Source organism: Sphingobium sp. 22B, from assembly GCF_001580035.1.
Lineage (GTDB): Bacteria > Pseudomonadota > Alphaproteobacteria > Sphingomonadales > Sphingomonadaceae > Sphingobium > Sphingobium fuliginis.
Map to the genome: position 1 here is coordinate 92,755 of NZ_LTAB01000002.1, position 19,148 is coordinate 111,902.

Below are 19,148 nucleotides of genomic sequence, written 5' to 3' on the forward strand. Positions count from 1 at the left end.
TGTTTCAATCCCGTTTTACCTTTGTCCGCCGATCATCGCGCGCCGCCTTCCCCGCAGTCCGGTTCATCCGGTCCGCCGCAGGAGCGTTCCCACAGATCCTCATTGCCAGCGCCCGTCACCGGCTCGTCGATCAGCGGCGGATAGCCCTGCGCCACGATGTCGCGCAATTCGATGAGGGAGAGGGTGAAGATGCGGCTGACCGACACCGAAGGATCGAGCACGCCGTTCCAGGTATCCCTGCTGTCGAAGCCGGTGCCGGTACAGGCGGCGGGATTGCCGATGAGACAGCCGTTGACCTTCGACCCCAGGGCGTAGGAACCATTGACGGCGACCAGGGGAACCGTCTCCAGCCCCTGCGCGAAACCGCCCATGGGCAGGGCAAGCCGCCCGTTGATGGCGATCTGCAACGCGGAGCCGCCCGAGCCGATCAGCAGCGCATTGGCCGTGAAGCCGCGCCGGTCCGGGATCGTGCTGGAGAGGCCGCTATTCTGGATGAAGAAGGTCTGGCTCGCATTCGCCAGGATCGTCCCTGCGCGCAGGATGCCCGTATCGTTCACCAGCCCATCATTCTGCGCCAGCCGCAATTCCCTGGCGATGAGCGAGCCTGTCGAAGCGACATCCGCCATGGCCGACAGGGACGCGGCGATGATGTTCGGGCTGTCCAGTGTCAAAACGCCGCCCAATCCGCCATTGCCGTCGCTGATGTCGATGGAGCCGGGACCGGCGACGATGTCCAGCATCTGCCCCGCCGACAGGACCAGCCCGCCCTGCCCCGAGCGTCCGGTCAGCCGTACCGCCCCTTCGACGCGCAGATGCCCGCCGGCGCCGATCGTCAGCAGGCCGCCACCCGGCAGATTGGCGGTGCCAAGGGTCAGATCCCGCACGACGATGTCGGGCGATCCCGCAACGCCCCGCGCGGGCGCGCCGATGGCGATGTCCGCCGCCGCTACCCGCGCCAGTTCCGCCGCCGACAGGCTGTAGGTTCCGGCGACGTCGCTGCCGCCGACATAAGCGGGCTGTTGCAGGTTCACCGCGTTGAAGACGATGCGGCTCGTTCCGCTCAGGCTGCCGATCCGCGCTGCCCCGCCAAGGACGATGTCGCCGGACGCCATCGTGATCGTCCGTGCGCCGACGGAAGCTGTCAGGCTCAGCAACCCTCCCGCGTTAAACAGGATGCCGCCCGTTTGCGACGTCACATTGCCGAAACTCGCGGCGCCCGAGGCGGTGGCCGTCAGCGATCCCGCGGCGTCAAGCGCGGTCGCATCGATCGATCCGCCGGTGAGCGTCATATTGCCCCCCGCACTCGCATCGACAATGGAAAGAGCGCCGCCAGCGTTCAACAGCAACGCGCCTGCCGATGCCGTGGCCTGCGCTACGGCCATGTTGCCGGTCGCGCCGAGACTCACCACGCCTCCGCTGGCCGTTATCGCTCCAGCCGATGCGATGTCGCCCACCATCAGGCTGCCGGCGCCCGCGTTCAGCAGGCTCTGGCCGCCCGCGCTTAGGCTGGCGGCGTCGATCCCCTGCCCGGACAGGGCCAGACTGCCGCCTGCTGCTGCGTTGCCGATGGTCAGGCGATTGGCGGCGGCCATGACGATCGCGCCTGAGGCACGGGCATCCGTTATGTTCAGGCCGGTTGAGGATTGGAGCAACAGGTCGCCATTGCGCGCCGTCAGGCCGCTGCTGACGATGGCGCCCGCGGCGATGTCGATCGCGCCCGCCGCCACTGCGCCGCCAAGCTGCGCAAGGCCTAACGGCCCCGGCGCGCGCACCTGGAGGAGTCCTGCAATATCGGCATTGCCCAGCAGCAGGCTGGAATTGACGATCAGATCGCCGCTCATCAGCGCATTGCCGATGCGGACCGGAGCGCCGGACGCCGCCAATCGCTGGGTATCGGCGGACAGCGTCCCGATGTCGATATTGGCGGCGGACAGGGTGCCGGTGCCCGCGCCAATGTCCAGCCGGCCGGAGACGGCGAAGTCGCCCCCGATCGCAATGCCGCCCGTCCCCAACGGATTGCCGGCGGAATCGACCTGATCGAGCAATGTGCCTGACGCCAGATCACCCAGCACTATGTCGCCCGCCCCGCCCAGGCCGATGGCTGCCGTGCCGCCCGCCCTGGCGGCAGCGCCCGTGCCGTTGACGCTGCCCTGCGCGAACAGCCGCAGGTCGCCGCCCGCCGTCAGGGCGCTGCCGCTGGCGAGGCCGATATTGCCCCCCGTGGCGAGGATCGTCAGACCTGCCACCGCGCGCAGGCTGCCCGCCGTCAACAGGGTGACATCGCCGGGAGTCGTGAACAGGATGCTGTTCGCAAACAGGCTGTCGCTGCCCAGTGGCCGCGCGGCATGGCTCAGGTCGATGCGCGTGCCCGAAGTTCCGGTGAGGGCGCCGGTCGCGGCCAGCCCCCCCGACCCTGTGAAGGCGAAGGAAAGTGGTCCATCGCTCGTGAAGCCGGCATTCCCACCCACCTGCACGGCATTGCTCGCCGCAAAGGAGATCCCGGAAAATCCGGCGACCGGAACACCTAGGCTGGAAAGCGCGAGCGATCCGTTGACGCGCAGCCCACCGTTGGCGGCGGTGCTGCTGTCGGTGAAGCGGACCAGCCCGCTCATGTCGCCGTTCGCGCTCATGAACAATGCGTCGATCAGCCGCTGCGCGCCCGGTGACAGCAGGCCGCCATCGCCATTGGCAAGACTGGCGGTGCCGCCGCTGCCCAGGCCTGCCGCGCCCCCGGCCGATGCGCCCGCCGGCCCGGCGCCGCCGATTCCGCCAGGCCCGCCCAATCCATCCGCGCGCAGGGTGAGGCCGCCCAGCACATAATCGCCATTACCCGCGTCGAACGCCGCAAGGCCGCCGGTGCCGTTCCCGCCGCTACCACCCAGGCCGCCGGTGAGGCCCGCATTGCTGCCCGCGCTGCCATCGGCTCCGTTGCCACCCAGGCCGACCGCCGTGATGCTGTAGGCCGGCATCTGGGGCAAAGCGCTGCCAGTCGTCATGCGCGCATCCGCAATATGCAAGATGGCAGAGCCAGCGAACCCATTGCCGCCCGCACCGCCATTGCCGCCAACCGGCCCGGCCGTACCGATGGCTCCATCGCCACCCGTGGCATTGCCGCTGATACGCAGCGCGAGCCCCGTTATCGCCGCCGCTCCAGCATTGAGATCGAGCAGCGCCGTGCCGCCGGTCGCGTCGCCGCCATCCGCCCCGGCAAGGCCTGCGCCGCTGCGCACGCCGCTCTGGCCGCCCGCCCCGCCTAGCGCCTCGGCCAGCACGCCGATGTCACCGGCATCCAGCAGGGTGGACGATCCGGTCAGGCCGAACGTCGCGCTACCGCCAAAGGCATCGCCGCCGCGCCCGCCGCTGCCGTCATGGCCCGTGCCGCCAGCACCGCCCAGGCCGGCGGCGGTGACGCGCAGCGCGCCGCTCACCGTCGTCGTGCCGAACGCCAGATCGAGCGTCGCAACGCCGCCCGTCCCCGTACCGCCGGCGCCGCCGATCCCCCCGCCGCCGCCCATGCTGCCGATGCCGTCGGCGCTGACGGTCAGGCTGGCGAAAAGCGGATCGACGTCGACCAGCATGGCGGCGATGCCGCCCGTTCCCCGGCCGCCGGCTCCACCCGCCGCGGCGCCATAGAAAAATGTCGGATTGCCGTTATTGTCGAAACTTAAGAAGCCGCTATTGCCGGCCCCCCCACCCTGCCCGTCGGCCTTCACCGTGACCGTGCCGATCGCATGGCCTTCGTTCAGATAGGAGAAGCGCGCGGTGCCGCCCAAGCCATCGCCCGCTGCCGCGCCCGGCCCGTCGCTGCCGTTATTGCCGCCCGCCCCGCCAAGGCCCTCCGCCGAGATCAGAAGAGAAGGCGCGGTCAGCATGCCGCCTGCCAGCGTGACATCCGCGACGCCGCCCGTTCCACTGCCGCCGGAACCGGCGCGATAATTGCCGGGACCGTCGGAGCGCGTCTCCGCTCCATCGCCGCCCTGGCCCGATGCGCGGACGACGGCCGCGCCGCTGATCGTGACCTGCCCGCCGCTCCCGGCGGTCATCAGCAGACCCGCAGTACCGCCCGTGCCGGTTCCGCCATCCGCCCCGTCGGCCTGAAAGACCGGATAGCCGAGACCGCCCGTGCCGCTGGCATCGATGCCGAGCGTCGCCAGTTCCAGCGTGCCGCCCCGCGATTCGAGCAGTGCATTGCCGCCCAGGCCGGCACCGGCAATGGCTGCCGCCGACGACGGGCCGTTCGCGCCGTCCGCTTCGCCGCCGGTGCCGTGAGCGCCCAGCGTCAGCGTGCCGATGGCCGCCGCGCCGCCGGAGATCAGGAAGCCGGCCGAGCCGCCCTGCCCGCTGCCCGCAAGGAACGCCGTAGTGCCCCCGCCTTCGCAGCTAAGGCAGTTCTCGCCCGCCGCGCCGCCGAAGCCGCTCGCCTGCGCATCCAGGAGATCGGCGGTCAGGCTGCCGCCCGATATGTTGATGTTGACCGTTCCGCCCGTGCCGTTGCCGGCATCGCCGCCATTGAAGGACATGCCGTCGCTGGAGGGCGCCGAGGCACCTTCCGCCGACAGGAACAGACTGCCGAAGCTGAGGTCGCCGGTGCCGGCAAGACCGAGGCGGCTTTCCACGAGGATGCTGCCGCCCAGCCCATCGCCCCCGCGACCGGCAACGCCGTCGGACGCCGCGCCGCCGCCCACGCCTTGGGCTTGCAGCGTCAGTTCGCCAGGCACCGAGAAATCGGCATCGCTGGCATGGAGCAGGATGGACCCGCCCGTTCCGTTCGATCCGTCGGCGCCCGCCGCGCCCCAGCCATCGGCAGAGACGCGGCAAAAATAGCTGGCGCAGTCGCTGAGCGAAAAACTGCCGCGCTGCCCGCCGGAAGCACTGGCGAACAGGGTCACGCCGCCGCCCGTGCCGTTCCCCGCCACGCCCGGCGCGTCGCCTGCAAAGCCTCCGGCGCTGGCATAAAGCCCCGCCGCACCGAAGCTGCCGCCCGCCGCGCCGATGCTGATGGTCCCGCCAAAGGCGTCGGCCGTTCGGGGCGTCAGGAAGGTCGATCCCGGAAAAGCGGGGAAGCTGGACGCATTGGCGGTGGCGAACAGGTCCTCCGCAATCGCGAAGCTGCCCCCGTCATGCGCGGAGATGTTGATCCGCCCGGCCCGCAGCGCGCCGCCAGACGCGCCCCCGCCAAAGGCCTGCGCATCCGCATAGAGCGAAACGGATGTCAGGATATTGAGGTTGCCCGTGCCGCCGACGTCGATGTCGATCCCGGTGGCGCCGGGGATGGCCGCGCCATAGCTGCCGCCCTCCGTCGCATAGCCCGGCGCGGTGCTGGTGTCGGCGTTCAGGCTGGTCCATTCATGCGTGCCGCTGGAAATGGCGACACGGATGTCGCCGCCGGTCGCGTTGCCCGCCGCGCCCGTGCTGGCGATGCCGCCGGTCGCCTGCGCCCTGGCGCTGACGGTCCCGAGATCGAGGCCGCCTGTTATGAAACTGCCGGACGTGCCATTGAGCGCAACGCTGCCGCCCATGGCGCTGCCGCCATCGACCGGCGGCACCGAAACCTGGAAAGCCGTGCCCGCGGAGGCGTCAAGCGCCGTGCTGCCGAAGCGCAGGCTCCCTCCCTCGGCGCCGGAGGGTCCGGCGGCGGTCAGCGCGGAGAGGGTGATCGCCCCACCCGTCGCATTGCCGGACCTGTCGCTGCCATAGCCCGCATAGCCCACGGCATTGGCGATCAGGCTGGCCGCCGCGATCGATCCGCCCGTGGCGATCAGGTTGATCGTCCCGCCAATCGCGTCCCCGCCGATCAGGGGCGGCGCGCTGACGCCCGCATCGCCATCGCCGCTGGCGTTCAGCATCAGATTGCCGGTGACGTCGATCTGTCCGTTGGTCAGGGCCGCGCCGCTGCCGCCGAAGGCGAGCAGGTCGATGCGGCCGCCCGTGGCGCCGCTTCCGGCGGTGAGGATCATGTCCCTGTCCGCGGCGATCGCGCCGGACTGATCGGCCCGCAGGGTGATGCCGCGTTCGGCGGACAGCGCGACATTTCCCAGGAAATGCGTTGTCGCGGCGGGACGTATGACGATGTCACCGGTCGCCGTGCCGGTCAGGTCGTTCCGCCAGTCGCCCGATCCGATGCTGAAACCCGCCTCCACCGTCGCCGTGGCGTTGCGCGTGGCGATGAGGTTCCCGTCGACGTCATGGGCGATGTCGGAACCCGCCGAGAGCACAAGGGCGCTCCCGTCCGGGGTGACCGCCGTCGCTGGCGTGTAGCCGACATTGCCCGACAGCAGCATGGTGAGTGCGTTGTTCTTCGGCACCGCGACCATGAAGATGCGCTGCGGGTCGGCGCTGCCCGCCGATTGAGGGCCGTTCGTCGTGCCGCTGTGCACCACGCCATTGGCGTCCGTGGTGCCGGCCGTGATGGCGATGTCGAACAGGCCGTTGTTGATCCGGATGTCGGCCGCTTCGGCCCCGACATAGACGGTCGATCCGTTGACCGTGACCGTGCCGCCCTGCACCACGCGCGGCGCGACCAGGGCGACATAGCTGCCCGCCGAAAGCGCGTTGATCTGCGCGCCCGGAAGCAGTTCGACGGACGATGTGCTGCCCGCCGGGCCTGCGAAGCGGATATTGTTCCTGTCGAGGCCGTTGCTGATGTCGATGGCGTTGGTGGTCAGCACCAGCGATCCGACGTTGAAGACGCTGTTCGCGCCCGCGATGATGCCGCCGGGCGAATAGAACCACACCGCTCCGCCGGTGCTTGGCGGGCTGCCGCTGACCTGGCTCTGCACCGTGCCGTTGAACGCGATCGCCCGCGATACGGGCAGTCCGTTGCCGTCCAGCGGAAGGATGCGATTCAGCACCGTGAAGTCGCTGAACGAGCTGAACGTGACCGTGTTGCCCTGGGGCAGGAAGTCGATCGTGCCGGCACTGGCCGGCCCGCGATCGTCGGGCGTCCAGTCGATCACCGCCTGGGTCGAGTTCAGCGAGACGCTGTCCGTGCTCGGCGGGATATAGGCGTCGCCCGAAACTATGGATGGCGTGCCCTGAAACGCCTTCTGGCCAATGGCGGCGCCGGCCCCGAGCCCGACCGCCAGCGCCACGGCGCTTGTGCGGCCCAGCAGGGTCCAGAGCGAGAATGTGCCATGCTTCCTGGTCATCAACGCCTCCACGGCAAGATTTGCGTGGTCAGGGAAAGGAGCAGCCGCGTGTCGCCCCTTTCGGTCTGGAAACCGGCCTTGCGCAGGGGGGTCGCCAGTGTCAGGTCGAGCCGGGCATGATTGTCCCACGTGGCGCGCAGGCCGCCGCCCGCCGAATAGAGCTTCTGCGGGTCGAGCCCGGCGAAATTGGCGCTGTGATGCCACATCCAGGCCGCGTCGAAGAAGATGAAGGGCTGGAACGCGATGGCGCCGGGCGCCCGCGGCGTGATCCGTCCGTAACGCAGCTCCGCCCCAATGCCGACGCCGCTGTCGCCGGTGATGATGCCGGGATCGTAGCCGCGCCCGACAGTGTAGTTGCCCGCGCTCATCTGCTCGTAGGAAAGGAGCACGTCCGGGCTATATTGCGCCCTTGGCGACAGGGTGAAGGTCAGCTTCGGGGTCGGCCGATATTCCGCCTGGACACTCGCCCGCAGCACGAATGCGGAAGGATCGCCGTCCAACTGGCTGATCGGCGTCCTTGGGAAAGCGCAGTTGACGAGAGCCGCGCCGCACGCATCGCTCGCGCCCAGCCCTTTCAGGCCCTGGCGCGCCTCCATCATGCCGCCCAGCCGCCATTTCGGCTCTATTCCCGAATAGCCGAGGGTGCTGACGATGCTGTCGGGATCGATCAGCTCGCCTTCCAGCCGCAGGAACAGCACGCGCAGCCGGTCGCGCGACAGCGGCACCTTGGGCGTGGCGGTGCCGAAGCGCAGGTCCTGGTTGACGATGTCCAGCCCGCCCGTCGCCAGCAGCGTATGCACCTGCCTCCGCGCCAGCGGATAGGCGAGCGCCGCCGTCGCGATCATCGTTTCGGACGATAGCGGTATGCCGTCGATCCCCGGCTTGCTCCAGGCATAGGTGAGGTCGCCCGACAGGCGCAGCCCGTCGTTGCCCAGCGCCATGCTGTGGCCGACCTGAAGCACCGTCTGCTCGCTCGGCTGGGCGGTGTTGAAGATGCTGAACAGCGTGCTGTCGCCCAGGCCGGTCATGTCGTTGAACCGCACGCGCGCCAGCCCGCCGAAGCGGCCGACCGCGTTGCTGCCGTAATTCTGGATGTTGACGTCCAGTTCGACGCGCTGGCGCACCACCTGCACCTCGCCCACCACTTCGCCGGGCGCCGTTCCCGCCGGGCGCAGCGCCAGCCGCACGTCATAGCCCGGCAGGTCGCGCGCCAGCAGCAGATGCCGTTCCGCATCGCGCACGTTGAACACCGGCTGGCCCTTCAGCGCCTCCATATGCGCGGCGATCAGCCTTTCCCCGTTGCCGGCGTCGCCCCGCACCTCGATCGCCACCAGCCGCGCCATGAAGATGTCGAAGCGGACCGTGCCGCCCTTCTCGATACGCTGGGGCGGAACCTGCACCGCCGCCAGATAGCCCATTTGCCGCAGCATGGTCGCGGCCCGGTCGCGCACTTCGCAAAGGGTGGCGATGGGCACCTCGCGCCCCGCATATTCGCGCCAGCTATCCTCCAGCGCCGCCGGATCGACGACACGCAGCCCTTCGAACCGCACATCGGCAAAATCGACCGCCACGCCGGCGTAGCGCGGATCGGCCAGCGGACAGGGTGCGCGCTCGACGCCGCCCACGACCGTCAGGCGGCTGCCCTGCGCTGACGCCTCCCCTGTCAGTTGCCCGCGCGTCAATTCCTCGCGCGTCGGTGCGCGCGGCGCGACCTGCGCCGTCGCCGCCACGGGCAGCAGCATCGCCAGCGCCATGGCCGCCGAACCTCCCAAAGCGGAAGCCCGCTTGTGCCCCTTCTTCCCCATAGACGTCCCCAAAGCGTCAAAGGCAGCCCTTTCCCTCATGGCTGCCCCACCCCTGTCTTCAGGCGCAGGCTTTTTGCCCGTCACCCCTTTCCCGCGACCAGAGCGTTTCCCAGGCAGGCGAAACCTGCTGACCCGGAAAACGCTGCGAAGCTAATCTGGAGCAGCCGAACCGATGCCACCGGACCGGAATGCGCTCCAGCCGCCGGTTAACAGCGGCCGCGCCCCGCGACAATCAATTCCGCGCAGCGCCGTCCGACAGCGCCGCCGTCTCCACCAGCAGGTCGAGCTGCGCCGTGCATTGATGCGCGATCAGGCCCGATGCCATGCCGTCCAGCCCCGAAGATGCAGGATCGAGCAGCGCGAAGCGGACATCGGCGGCGCGGGAGCCGTCGGTCAGGCGATAGGCCGCGCCGTCCCGCACCGGCGCGGCGACCGGCCAGGGGGCGACCGATTCGCCCGCCCCGAAACTCGCCGTCGCCTGCACGCCCTCGCCGCTGATGCGCACGGTCGCGGGCCTTGCCGCGTCCACGCGCCACAGGCGCACGGCGGCGGGATCGGCGATGCAGAGCGTTCCGGACTGCGCGATGTCCACCATCCAGAGATTGGGCCGACGGGGCGGCGTGGCCGGCGCTTCACCGACGCCGCCGCGCACCGCCCCGGTTCGCGCCCGCCGCACCCGCTTCGTATCCAGCAGGGCGGAGAGCATCACGCCATTGGCCGGCGCTGCGCTGGCAGCGGCGGCCGCATGGAAGCTTCCCGGCCCGCGCAGCGTCCGCGTGCCCCTTGCGTCCAGCAGCGTCACCACATCGCCCGCCTTCAGCACCAGCGACCCGCCATCGGCCAGCTTGCTTCCCGGCCTGTAGGTCGCGGCCGATGGACCGGTAGCGCGGACCACCATGGTCTCCGCCGCGGCCTGCGCACCCAGCCCGGCGGCGACACATCCGGCCAATGCGCATTGCGCGGCAAGCTTACCCCAGACCATAGCTTCCTCCTTCCCCGACATATTCATAACGATATAGCAGATTGGCGATGGCCGCATCATCGGGATGATGGTTAACCATCGCTTTGAGACGTTCTCGCGCGGCGCTTTGCGCTACGGCATCCTCGCCGTCGAACGCCGCCAGTATCTCGGCCAACGCCGCCCGGTCCTCCACCGGAAATTCAGGCGCGGGCTCGAACAGGTCGACGGGGGTCGAGCGTCCGCGCAGCCGCACCCGTCCCATCGGCCGCCACCAGTCCAGCCCCGACAGCAACATCGCGTCCCGGCTTACCAGCACAGTGGTTTCCAGCGCCTTGTTCGCCGCTTCCAGCCGGGACGCCGTGTTCATGCTGTCGCCCAGTGCAGTATATTGGATGCGCCCCTCACCCCCGAAATTGCCGACGATCGCCTCGCCATGGTGCAGCCCGACGCGGGTTCGCCCGATCGGCGGCACGCCCGGCGGCAGGTCACGGCGAAAAGCCTCCCCCGCCTGCCACATCGCATAGGCGGCGAGCGCGGCGTTGCGCCCGTCGTCGGGCCGCGCGATGGGCGCGCCCCAAAAGGCCACCACCGCGTCGCCGACGAATTTGTCGATGGTCCCGCCATGGGCCAGCACAACGTCGCTCAGCATGTCGAGATAGCGGTTCAGCAATTGGGCGACCATTTCCGGCGCGATGGCGTGGCTGAGCTTGGTGAAGCCCTCCAGATCGGTGAACAGGGTGAAGATCTGCCGCTTTTCACCATGTAGCGCGAGCTTCTCCGGCTCCGCCAATATCTGCGCGGCGATGTCGCGGGGCAGATATTTGCCGAGCGCAGCCTGGGCGAAGCGCCGCTGTTGCGAGGTGACGGCCCGCGCCGCCACTCCAATGGCGGTGAAGGCCAGCACCCATCCCAGCACCCAGCCGACGGCCGGCAGTCCCTTGGTGTCCCACCCCCGCGCCTGCAACCAGAGCGGCACACCCGCAATCGCTCCCGCCTGCACCCCCAGCGCGGGAACCAGCGCGAACCAGCGCAATTCCGCCAGGCTGGTGAGCCCCGCCGCACAGATCACCAGCAGCGCGGCCAGCCAGCGCCACCCCTCCGGCACCGCGACCAAGCGCGCGCCATCCAGCAATTGCGCCAACATCGTCGCGTGCACTTCCAGCCCGATCATGGTCGACCGGGCTTGCCGCCCCGACAATGGCGTCTCGAACTGGTCGATGTCGACAATGTCGCCGCCGATCAGCACATGCCGTCCGCGCACCATGGCGGCAAGCGCCGGGGCCATGGCGGGATCGGCCAGGGTGTCGATCTGGAGGCTGGGGATCACCGGCTCCTCCGATCCGTCCGCCTGCCTGACCGGCAAACGGAATCGGATCGCGCCGCGATAGTCGCGAAAGGATGGCGAGGGCTGCATCGCCAGCGTCAGCAGGGGCGGTTGGCCCGGCGTGGGGGCGGGCCAGCTTCGCGCCACATTGTCGGCATCGGTCTCCAGCCGGATGCTGGCCGGGCGGACTTTCGCCGTCCGCGCCGCCCGCACGAAGCGATCCAGAAATTGCTGTTGCTCGAAGATGATCTGTTCCTGATTGTCGCCCATATTGGCGTAGCCCAGCCAGACAGGCGTGTGCATGGACCGCAGGACGGAAAGCAGTTCGCCATCCTCGTCCTGCGGCTGGTCGAACAGGATGTCGATGCCGATCGATTTGGCTCCCATGGCATCCATGTTGCGGAGCGCCTGCGCCAGCAGACCCCGGTCCAGCGGCGACCGCTTGCGCGTGGCGATCAGCGTCTGGTCGTCATAGACCACCATCAGGATGCGCTGGTCCTGCGCGACCCGCGGTGCGAAGGTGGCGGCTCGCCAGTCGTAAAGGCCCCTTTCCGCGTCGGCGGTCGGTATTTCCCGCGCCGCGCCGCTGCCGAGCGGCCTGTTCCAGTCCCAACCGGCCAGGAACAGCGCCAGCAGCAGCAGCGCGCCGGTCGCCACCAGCCGCCAGCGGCCCGTGTCCCGCACCAGTCGCGCACCGCGGCGCAGCAGGCCCCGCGTCGGCATGGCGATCAGCGGCGCGCGATCAGCGAACGCGCGCCGTCACCGATGATGGCAAAGCCGGACCAGTAGAAAGGATGCGACGTCTCCGGATCGTCCATCAGCCTGATCTGCGCCGCCCGCAGCGCGTCGGCCACAGGCTGGTCCGCCCCGGCCGCGAACAGGCCGCCCATCAGCCTTTCGGTCGCGCGATAATCCTCCGGCGCCGGCCAGTGGCTGGCGATGACGGCGCGGCTCCCCGCGCCGATGAAGGCGCGCACCAGCCCGTCCAGCGCCCCGCCGCCGCCGGAAAGCCCGGCCGCCCGCGTCGTTTCCACCCCCGCCGCGCCTGCCGTGTCGCAAGCGGACAGCACGACCAGATCGGCATTCAGCCGCAGGTCGAAAATTTCGCTGAACTGCAACAGCCCGTCCGATTTGCCGTCCGGCGCGAAACTGGTGAGCAGGGCGGGCCGGGCCGGGCATCCCGGATGGGGCGGCGTCACCAGCCCATGTGTCGCGAAGTGCAGGATGCGAAAGCGGTCGAGATCGCCGCGCGCCATCACCGCTTCGTCAGTGAAGGCCGCGCCGGTGATCAGTTCGCTGCCCTGCCCGCCAATGGCTTGCGCCGCTTCCCGCAACTCGGTGGCCGGAATCGGCCGGTTCCACTGCTGTGGCGACCAACCGCAATCGTCGCCCGTCCCGTTGGACAGGCTCCCGCGGCTGGAGGCGGCCAGCACCGGCCCTGCCAGCGGCGCATTGTCGCCAAAGCCGATATAGTTCTGCGCCGCGCCGGAGGGCGCAGCCGCCCGCGCATCGCGAAAGGCGCGGGCCGACAGGGCCGTGCTCACCGCATGGTCGCGCCCCAGCCAGTCGACGCCGCGAAAGTCGAACTCGTCGCCCCCCTGGGCCACCCGCGCTTCATAGGCATCGACCCCCGCCTGTCCCGCGACCAGCAGATTGACCGGCAGTTGCAGCATCGCTCCGTCCGGTTCGAAGATCAGGTGCCGCGCCGCCGCCAGCCGCTGCTCCACCGGCCCGAACAGGTCGAGATAGAGGCTGCGCGCCACCGGCAGGTCCAGCGCATAGGTGGTCTGTGCGCCGTTCACGTCGATGGAGATCGTCTCGCGCAGCGCCGCCACCTTGCGCGCCACGTCCGTCGCGCTGGCCGTCAGCCGGTATCCGGTCGCTCCCGCGCCGTCGATCCACAGTGCGTAGAGCGCGTCGCCCAGTTGCGCCAGCTTGTAATAGCCTTCCCCAGGCTTCAGCGTCGCCTGCATTTCGGCCAGCGTCAGCCCCTGCGGGCTGAGGGCGCGATATTGGGGATAAGCTGCCAGCGCGGACAGCGTATTGGCCTGATCGGCCGCGAGTTGGTCGATGTCGGCCTGCGCCCGCGCCATGTCGGGCAGCAGCGCCTCCTGCCGCTCCGCCGCCTGCCGCAATTGCGCAAGCGCGATCCGTCCGCGCTCTATGTCGCGGGAGAGGGAGACCGACTGCCGGAACAGCCGCGCCGCCTCTCCATCCCCGGCGGACAGCTCGCGGCTCAATTGCTCCAGCGTATCGGCAGCGCCGGGCCGCAGCAGCATCTGCGACGCCGCGAACAGATCGGCGGTCAGTTCCGGTCGCGTGGGAATTTCCTGCGTCAACAGGTTGAAATAAGGCTGAAGCTGGTTCGCCATGCCGGTCAGCGTGGCGCGATTCTCCATGGTGGAGGCGACGATGCCGCGATAGATTGTCAGCGCATCCTCATTGCGGCCACGCCGGATGAGGAATGCCCCCAGCCGCGCCCTTGCGCCGTTCAGCGCCACCGTTTCGGGATATTGCGCGCCCAGCAGGGTCAGCGCCTGATACAACTGACGCTCAGCCTGCCCATAATCCCCCTGCGCTTCGTAGGTCAGTGCGATCTCGCCCAGAAGCTGGGCGCGCAGGCGCGTGATCGACGTGACCCGCCCGTCGCGGATCGCAACCGCGCGCTCCATCGCCTTCGACAGCACGTCCCGCGCGGGTCCCGGCTGGCCCGACAGGCGCAGGATCGTGCCGCGCAACTGCTGCGCCTGCGCGTCGATGATCGCCGCCCGCTCGACCGGGGTCAGCATATTGTCCTGCCGCACGCCCAGCACGCGGGCCTGCGTCGCCCCGCTGCTCATTTCGGCGGCTACCTCGGGCGGCACGGAAACCCCGCCGTCTCCGTCTGCCGCCACGGTCGCAACGCTGCCAGCCAGGGGACGGTCCAGTATCGCCAACGCGCCGGCTGTATCCTGCCGGTTGATATGGTGCATGGCCTCGAAATTGCGGCGCAGGCGGACTTGCACCGCATCGGCGGTCGTGATCCCGCGGGCTTCCGCGAAGGCCGCGTCGGCCTGATCGAACAGCCCCAGATTGGACAATTGCAGGCCGCGATTGACCAGATATTCATGCGCCCGGTTCGCCCGCTCCGCCGGCGTCAGCTTCGCCGCATCGGGATCACGCGCCAGCCGGTCGGTCAGGCTGTCGAAAAACTCCGCCGCTTCGGCATAATTGCCCGACGCATTGCGCCGGTAGCCCTCGGCCAGCACGGTCTGCGGGTCCAGCGTCGCGGCCTGCAAGCGGGCGTAACCCGCATCGTTCGTCCCCACCGTCGCAATGTCCACCTTGCCCGGCACGATCCGCCCTGCCATGACGGAGCGCAGCCCCAGGTCAAGGGCGCTTGCATAGGCCGCATAGCCCTGGGCGACATAGACCGTCTTGCCGCGCTCGACAGTCAATATGCGATAGGTGCCGACCGCGCCCGTGCAGTTGCGCATGAGCGCCGCCCCCAGGCCGGGCAGGCTGACGCCGCCGGGCGCATTGCACTCGACCGCCATCTTGCGCGACGACGCCAGCCGGTCCAGCAAGCTTGCGTCGCCATCGCCCGCACCCCGCCGCAGCGCATATATCTGTCCCACCGGGCGCGCAGCATCCTGGCACACCAGCGTCCATGCGCGATCGAACATGGTTCGCGCGGCGGGATCGCCGGTGGCGCTCTGCGCCTGGCACAGCGCGCCGCCCTCGCTGCCGATGCGGAAGCTGTCCCTCAACAGCGGACGGTCGCCCGCCGCCTGGGCATGTGCCGCCACAGACAGACTCAAGGCGGCCCACATGGCAGGCCCGCGAACCAACTTCCCCAAAGCGCTCAAAGGCTTGTCCCCCAAACCCCGCCGGATATGTCCGTGCAAGGCCCCCCTTAGCATGATCGGGCCGTCATAACGCCGCCCGATGGTGCGCCGCAAGGCGAAAGGCACCGGGCAAGGCCCTGTTCGCCGCCTCGTTCCAAGGAGTGAGGCAGGGATGTGACAGTTGAGCAAGAATCAATCTTTCCAGCGCAATTTTCATTGCATCATGGGAAAGGCCTGATCTAGATTGTCTCAACCCAATATTCATGGATGATCGAAGTTGAACAGCCGGCGTCCACAATAACCATAATTGCATGTTCACTACAGGGAGGATGATATGACAAGATTTCCCCGCCATGAATCCGTATTGCGTTTGTCCGCATCATGCCTTGTTCTGGCCCTGTCAGGCCTTTTTACTGCCGCGCTTGCGCAAGCGACCGACAGTTCGTCCGACTGGTCGGGCAATGAGATCATCGTCACTGCGACCAAACGCAATGAATCGATCCAGAATGTTCCCTTTTCCATCAACGCGCAGACCGCCGAAGCCATGCAGCGCATGGGCGCCACCTCGATCGAGGATGTGTCGCGGAGCGTCGCGGGGCTGACCGTCCAGAATCTCGGGCCCGGCCAGAGCCAGGTGTCGGTGCGCGGCGTATCGGCGGGCCAGGTGGTCCGCGACCAGCCGGGCGTCAAGGAACAGGTCGGCGTCTATCTGGACGAATCCGTAATCTCCATGTCGCTGTTCACGCCTGATTTCGACCTGTTCGACCTTGATCGCGTGGAAACGCTGCGCGGACCGCAGGGCACGCTGTTCGGATCGGGCTCGGAGGGCGGCACCGTCCGCTACATCACCAAGCAGCCGAAACTCGGCCAGACCGAAGGGACGGTGGAGGGCGGCGTCAATGTCCTGAAGGGCGGCGATGTCGGCTATTCGGGCAAGGGCGCGATCAATCTGCCCCTGGGGGAGACGGCGGCGATCCGCGCGGTGGGCTATGCGGAACATTATGCGGGCTTCATCGACGCGATCGGCCCGGCCGCGGGCAAGAACGTCAATGACGGGCGCCGTTATGGCGGGCGTCTCAGCCTGCTCTGGGAACCCGCGCCGGGCATCAAGCTGACGCCGCGCATCATCTATCAGGACATCAAGACCAACGGCTTCAACCGGGAGGACAGCTATCATCTCTATTATAACGAGCTGATCAGTCCGCTCGACATCCTGCCCGAGCGCACCCAATATCTGAAGCTGCGCGAGGAGTTCCGCGACAAGACCACGCTGGCGGACCTGACGGCGAACATCGATGTGGGATCGGACATCGCGCTGACCTCGATCACCACCTATATCCATCGCGACATCCTCGTCAGCCGCGATGCGTCGGCGCTGACCGGATCGGTGTCCGTCACGCCCTTCGTCCAGTCGCTGGGAGTCGCGCCTGTTCTCGCCAATCTGCCCTCCAATCTGCGCGACACGACCAAACTCAAGCAATGGACGCAGGAACTGCGCCTTGCCTCAACGGGCGACAGTCCGTTCCAATGGGTATTGGGCGGCTTCTACAGCCATGTGGACCGGACATATGAGCAACGCCTGCCGACGCCCGGCTATGACGCCATCGTCGATGCCACTCTGGGCGCGGGAACTTCGGCTGGAGCCGCGAACGGTTTCCCGCTCAATTCTCCCTATAACGCCGACATCCCATACATCATCAAGCAATATGCCGCCTTTGGCGAGGCGAGCTACAAGATCGGCCAGTTCAAGCTGACGGCAGGCGGCCGCTATTACGACTTCAAGGAAACGCGTGACTTCAAGACCGGCGGCCTGTTCTCCAATGGCGACAACCGCATAGACGACAAGACCGGATCGACGGGTTTCTCGCCGCGCTTCATCGCCAGCTATGAGGCCAATCGCGACCTGACCTTCAACGTCCAGGCGTCGAAGGGCTTCCGTCTGGGCGGCGTCAACGACCCATTGAACCTGCCACTTTGCAGCGGCGGCGCGACCGGGCCGGATGCGGCCACCTACGGCAACCGGCCGACCTTCGACGACGAAACGCTGTGGAACTATGAAGCCGGGGTGAAGGCGTCGGGCGGCGGCGTCACCTTCAACGCGGCGGTGTTCTACAACGACATCAAGAATCTTCAGGTCACGGCGGATGCGGGAAGCTGCTCCTCGCGCATCCTCTTCAACGTGCCGAAGGCGCATACGGCGGGCCTGGAAGCGGAACTGAGCGCCCGCGTCTCCCCCAATCTCGACCTGTCGCTGAGCGGCAGCTACATCGACTCGGAAATCGACAGCAACGTCACCGACGCGGGCGGCGCGATCATCGCCGGCATCCGCAAGGGCAACCGCCTGCCCACCGTGCCGAAGTTCCAGATGGCGGCGGCGGCAACCTATACGGCGGAAGTCGCGCCGGAAACCGACTGGTCCTTCACCGCCAGCTTCCAGCATGTGGGCGACCGCTATACCCAGCTTGCCGATCAGGAACCGGGCGCGGGCAGCTTCCCCAATTCCATCTATTATGATCCGGCCACAGGCGCCTATGGCACAGGCGCCTTCGACTTCGGCTCGTACAAGCTCGGCGCCTATAATCTGGTCAACCTGTCGACCGGCATTAGCTGGAACAGCGGCCTGTCGGTCACGCTCTACGTCAACAATCTGTTCGACGAGAATGCGCTTTATTCGCTGGACCGGGAGCGCGGCGGCCGGGGACGGCTGGGCTATAATATCGGCACCCCGCGCAAGATCGGCGTGACTGTCCGCAAGGACTTCTAGAACCGCCTCCGCCCGGGACGCCGGAAGCGAAGCCGCTTCCGGCGTCCTTGTTTTTGGGCGATACAGCCGGCCGATCCGCCGCTATGGTCGCCGGGTGATCGAGACCGGGACTGTCGTTGCGCAGGGAATGCGCTTTATCGAGGGCGGCGCCTTCGCCATGGGCTCGGACCGTTTCTATCCGGAGGAAGCGCCGGTCCGGCAGGTCCGCGTGGACGGCTTCTGGATCGACGAGACGCCCGTCACCAACCGGCAGTTCGCGCGGTTCGTGGAAGCCACCGGCTATCGCACCGTTGCGGAGACCGCGCCGGACCCCAGGGATTATCCCGGCATGACGCCTGAAATGGCGCGCGCCGGATCGCTGCTGTTCCAGCGCACGGCGACGCCGGTGGACCTGGGCGACTTCAGCCAATGGTGGCAGTTCAGCTTCGGCACCGACTGGCGTCACCCCCATGGCCCTGACAGCAATCTGGACGAGCTTTGGGATCATCCGGTCGTCCACATCGTCTTCCAGGATGCGGAGGCCTATGCCCGCTGGGCAGGCAAGGCGCTGCCGACCGAGGCGGAATGGGAATTCGCGGCGCGCGGCGGGCTGGACGGCGCGGACTATGGCTGGGGCGACGAGCTTGCGCCGGGCGGAGCGATGCTGGCCAATTACTGGCAGGGCATGTTCCCCTACAGCAATCTGCTGGAGGACGGCTATGAACGGACCTCCCCGGTCCGGACCTATGCGCCCAATGGCTATGGGCTCTACGACATGATCGGCAATGTCTGGGAATGGACCGCCGACTGGTATGCCCCGCCCAGGGTCGAGCGCAAGGCGAAGGGAAGTTGTTGCGTTCCGGCGAACCCGCGCGGCGGCACGAAGCGGGAAAGCCTGGACCCCGCCAATCCGCATGTGCCGATCCCGCGAAAAGTGCTGAAGGGCGGTTCCCATCTCTGCGCGCCCAGCTATTGCCAGCGCTATCGCCCCGCCGCCCGACACCCTCAGGCGGTGGACAGTTCCACCAGCCATATCGGCTTTCGCTGCATCGTCCGCGAGCCGCGGCCCTGATTATCCAAGAACGGAAAAGACGTCATGCTCAACATGCCCTGGGACCAGCCCGCCACCATGATCGACCTGGACGGCAAGGCGCCGATCATCGGCACGATCCGCGATTGCGCCCAGCATTTCGCGATCTTCAAACCCCATGCGAAGGAACAGGCGCGCATCCTGCTGACCCAGCCCGTCCATCGCGAAGGCCGCAAGACGCGGACCTGGGTGCTGGAGCCCTGGGAGATCGAAAAGCTGGTCGAGCGGATGAAGGCGGAGGTGCATTGAA

At 68.2% G+C, this 19,148-nt stretch carries 8 protein-coding genes; 3 read left to right on the top strand and 5 right to left on the bottom strand.

Going from position 1 to position 19,148, the window contains the following annotated elements:
- Window positions 1–32 precede the first annotated feature (32 nt).
- The 5 genes from A0J57_RS03455 to A0J57_RS03475 form a co-directional block, all read right to left on the bottom strand.
- A complete protein-coding gene (locus A0J57_RS03455) occupies window positions 33–7,148 on the bottom strand; it encodes a hypothetical protein (protein ID WP_062017019.1) in 7,116 nt (2,371 codons plus the stop codon).
- A complete protein-coding gene (locus A0J57_RS03460; protein ID WP_061933836.1) occupies window positions 7,148–8,953 on the bottom strand; it encodes a ShlB/FhaC/HecB family hemolysin secretion/activation protein in 1,806 nt (601 codons plus the stop codon). The genes A0J57_RS03455 and A0J57_RS03460 overlap by 1 nt, the downstream gene beginning before the upstream one ends.
- A gap of 232 nt (window positions 8,954–9,185) precedes the next feature.
- Window positions 9,186–9,935, bottom strand: a complete 750-nt coding sequence (locus tag A0J57_RS03465; protein WP_061933838.1) for a hypothetical protein — start codon at window positions 9,933–9,935, stop codon at window positions 9,186–9,188.
- Complete coding sequence (locus A0J57_RS03470; RefSeq protein ID WP_061933840.1) at window positions 9,922–11,961, bottom strand: adenylate/guanylate cyclase domain-containing protein; 2,040 nt, start codon at window positions 11,959–11,961, stop codon at window positions 9,922–9,924. Before A0J57_RS03470 ends, A0J57_RS03465 begins: the two co-directional genes overlap by 14 nt.
- 5 nt (window positions 11,962–11,966) lie before the next feature.
- A complete protein-coding gene (locus tag A0J57_RS03475; RefSeq protein ID WP_061934118.1) occupies window positions 11,967–15,038 on the bottom strand; it encodes a CHAT domain-containing tetratricopeptide repeat protein in 3,072 nt (1,023 codons plus the stop codon).
- A gap of 361 nt (window positions 15,039–15,399) precedes the next feature.
- On the opposite strand from A0J57_RS03475, the gene A0J57_RS03480 reads away from it, so the two are divergent.
- From A0J57_RS03480 to A0J57_RS03490, 3 genes are all read left to right on the top strand, one after another.
- Entirely contained in the window at window positions 15,400–17,829 is a 2,430-nt protein-coding gene (locus tag A0J57_RS03480) for a TonB-dependent receptor (protein WP_061933842.1), read from the top strand.
- Between the two features lie 127 nt (window positions 17,830–17,956).
- Window positions 17,957–18,880: a formylglycine-generating enzyme family protein gene (locus A0J57_RS03485; RefSeq protein WP_061933844.1), complete on the top strand. Its 924-nt coding sequence runs from the start codon at window positions 17,957–17,959 to the stop codon at window positions 18,878–18,880.
- A 24-nt stretch (window positions 18,881–18,904) separates the two neighbouring features.
- Window positions 18,905–19,147: a hypothetical protein gene (locus tag A0J57_RS03490; RefSeq protein ID WP_025546665.1), complete on the top strand. Its 243-nt coding sequence runs from the start codon at window positions 18,905–18,907 to the stop codon at window positions 19,145–19,147.
- The last annotated feature ends 1 nt before the right edge of the window (window position 19,148 follow it).

Bases quoted from the DNA above. Each gene is read 5' to 3' on its own strand.
- A0J57_RS03455 (WP_062017019.1), bottom strand. From the start codon at position 7,148: ATGACCAGGAAGCATGGCACATTCTCGCTCTGGACCCTGCTGGGCCGC.
- A0J57_RS03460 (WP_061933836.1), bottom strand. From the start codon at position 8,953: ATGGGGAAGAAGGGGCACAAGCGGGCTTCCGCTTTGGGAGGTTCGGCG.
- A0J57_RS03465 (WP_061933838.1), bottom strand. From the start codon at position 9,935: ATGGTCTGGGGTAAGCTTGCCGCGCAATGCGCATTGGCCGGATGTGTC.
- A0J57_RS03470 (WP_061933840.1), bottom strand. From the start codon at position 11,961: ATGCCGACGCGGGGCCTGCTGCGCCGCGGTGCGCGACTGGTGCGGGAC.
- A0J57_RS03480 (WP_061933842.1), top strand. From the start codon at position 15,400: ATGACAAGATTTCCCCGCCATGAATCCGTATTGCGTTTGTCCGCATCA.
- A0J57_RS03485 (WP_061933844.1), top strand. From the start codon at position 17,957: ATGCGCTTTATCGAGGGCGGCGCCTTCGCCATGGGCTCGGACCGTTTC.
- A0J57_RS03490 (WP_025546665.1), top strand. From the start codon at position 18,905: ATGCTCAACATGCCCTGGGACCAGCCCGCCACCATGATCGACCTGGAC.